Origin of the sequence: Idiomarina sp. UBA3162 (assembly GCF_002364475.1) — a bacterium.
Taxonomy (GTDB): Bacteria; Pseudomonadota; Gammaproteobacteria; order Enterobacterales; family Alteromonadaceae; genus Idiomarina.
Map to the genome: position 1 here is coordinate 1 of NZ_DEYI01000002.1, position 3,069 is coordinate 3,069.

Genomic DNA, 3,069 nt, shown 5'->3' on the forward strand with positions numbered 1-3,069 from the left:
AACCGAATCACCCAAGCGGTAGATGTTGCCAGAGCTTTCACCCACCAAGCGCTGACCAACAGCATCAAATTGGTAGTAATCGTTCGCTAATGCTGAGATGTGTACCAGACCATCAATGTGCAGTTCAGTTAGACGCACAAAGAAGCCAAAGCCCGTTACGTTGGCAATCACACCGTCCATCACTTCACCGACGTGGTCTTGCATGTATTCACATTTCAGCCAGTCGTTCACTTCACGAGTGGCGTCATCGGCACGACGCTCAGTCATTGAACACTGCTCGCCGTAGAAGTCCATTTCATCGAAAGTGTAGTGGTAACCGCCGGTTGGTGTCCAACGTTCGCTGTTACGACCCTCTTCTTTCGCAATAAGGTACTTAATCGCACGGTGCAGAAGCAAGTCAGGGTAACGACGAATCGGCGAGGTAAAGTGAGCATAGCGTTTTAGCGCCAGACCAAAGTGACCTACGTTATCAGCGTTGTATACCGCTTGCTTCATTGAGCGTAGCAGCATGGTTTGAATTAACTCGCGATCTTCACGCTCATTAATTTGCTGCATTAGTTTTGCGTAATCCGTTGGTGACGGAGACAAACCGCCATCTAGCGATAAGCCAAGCTCACTTAGGAAGTCTTTAAAGCCTGCTAAGCGCTCTTCACCTGGAGTTTCGTGAATACGGTACAACGATGGTTCTTTCGCTTTCTCCACCAAAGATGCAGACGCGATGTTCGCCAGAATCATACACTCTTCGATGATCTTGTGTGCATCGTTACGCACAACGGGTTCAATACGGTCAATCTTACGATCCGCATTGAAAATAAACTTAGTCTCTACCGTTTCAAACTCAATCGCGCCACGCTCGTCACGAGTCTGCTTCAGTACTTTGTACATTCTGTGTAGCTCTTCTAGATGCGGCACTTCTTGAACGTAACGCTCACGAAGTTCTTTGTTGCCATCTAGGATTGCGCCTACTTTGTTATAAGTAAGACGAGCATGAGAGTTCATTACCGCTTCATAGTGCTTGTAACCAGACAGTTTACCTTTGTCTGAGATAGTCATCTCACACACCATACACAAACGGTCGACTTGAGGGTTCAATGAACATAGGCCATTAGAAAGCACTTCTGGCAACATTGGTACAACTTGCGATGGGAAGTAAACCGAGTTACCACGATTGATCGCTTCTTTGTCTAACGCAGTATCAGGACGAACGTAGTAGCTAACATCTGCAATCGCTACCCATAGGCGCCAGCCACCACCTTTCTTCGCTTCACAATAAACCGCATCATCGAAGTCACGTGCATCTTCACCATCGATTGTTACCAATGGCAATTTACGCAGGTCAACACGCCCTTCTTTCGCCTCTTCAGGTACATGCTCACCCAAGTTAGCAATTTGCTTATCGACGGCTTCAGGCCACTCATTTGGGATCTGGTGGGTGTGAATAGCAATCTTGGTTTCCATGCCCGGAGCCATGTTTTCACCAAGTACTTCAGTTACCTTGCCCATCATGTTGCGAGAGCGACCGCCACGGTCCGTAATTTCAATCACAACCACATTACCCATTCGAGCTCCGCCTTTATGCTCGGTTGGGATAAGGATGTCATGACTAATACGTGAGTCGTCAGCAACCACATAAGAGTGACCATACTCTAAAAAGAAACGACCGACGATTGGTGTAGTACGTTCTTCAAGCACGCGAACTAAACGACCTTCACGACGGCCACGCTTGCTGTTGTCCGTTGGCTGAGCCAGAACGTAGTCACCGTGCATGATGGTTTTCATCTGATGGTGCGGCAGTAGAATATCGTCATCCTTGCCTTTGCTGCCATCAGGGCGAACCCAGCCATGACCGTCTTTGTGACCAATCACATAACCTTTTACTAGCTCCAATTTTTCAGGCAGCGCATAGCATTGGCGACGAGTGAAGACAAGCTGTCCATCACGCTCCATAGCACGTAAACGACGACGTAGCCCTTCATATTGTTCTTCTCCAGCAAGGCCAAGCGCTTCGAATAGGTCATTGCGGTTCATTGGAATATTCGCTTCCGTTAGAAACGATAAAATGAACTCTCGGCTTGGTACTGGGTTGTCGTAATTCTTCGACTCTCGATCGGCAAAAGGATCAACGTTATTGGTAGTTGTCGTGTTTTCTGACATCAGTGTGTTTTTTGACATAGGCGGGCCTGCTTAAGCAAGGAAGGTATATACCCCTAGTATATCCGATGCTAGAGGTAAGCTACAGATATGCTTTAGAAAACCCGAAAATAACCTCAGATTGATATATATCTTCATTTTGTGAAACATCACGTCACAGTTACGGATTACTATCAGAAGTTTATGCAAACGATAAAACAAACGTTTGCCTCATGAATGAAATGCACTATTATCCAGACACTTTTACCAACTCCTGTTCTAAGTATTGATATGAAATTAAAACGCGCCTTATTGGCTCCAGCAATGGCGAGCCTTGCGCTATTCCCATTCGCAAGTTCTGCGATGGAAAAAGCTGACCTAATGATTACCGATGCAATGGTTCTAACCATGAACCAAGACAAAACGGTTTATGAGAGCGGAACGGTTGTAGTCAAAGACAATAAAATCATTGCGGTTGGTGATGCTTCACTCGAGAAGCAATACAAGGCTGAGCAAGTGCTAGACGTCGATGGCGATATTGTAATGCCAGGCCTAATCAATACTCACACTCATGTATCAATGACGGTTTTCCGTTCACTGGCTGATGATGTGCCAGACCGACTACACCGCTACATCTTCCCACTAGAGAAGAAGTTAGTATCACGCGATATGGTGCGCATTGGTGCTAACCTAGGTAACGTTGAAATGGTCAAAGGCGGTGTGACAACCTACGCCGACATGTACTACTTCGAGGATGAAGTTGCAAAAACCGTCGATAAGATTGGTATGCGTGCCATCCTTGGTGAAACCGTTATTAAGTTCACAGTTGCCGATGCTGCAAACGCTGAAGAAGGTATCAAGTACGCGTTGAATTTCATTGAAGAATATAAAGATCACCCACGTATTACTCCTGCATTTGCACCACATGCGCCTTACACC

The 3,069-nt window shown here is 46.3% G+C and carries 2 protein-coding genes; one reads left to right on the forward strand and one right to left on the reverse strand.

The window, feature by feature from the left end:
• Window positions 1-2,172: ribonuclease R (gene rnr, locus B2X00_RS00025; protein ID WP_290485594.1), on the reverse strand; the 2,172-nt coding region annotated here is incomplete at its 3' end.
• A gap of 282 nt (window positions 2,173-2,454) precedes the next feature.
• Here rnr and B2X00_RS00030 point away from each other — a divergent pair.
• Window positions 2,455-3,069, forward strand: a 615-nt coding sequence (locus tag B2X00_RS00030) for an amidohydrolase family protein (protein WP_349677027.1), incomplete at its 3' end; no start/stop codon positions are given.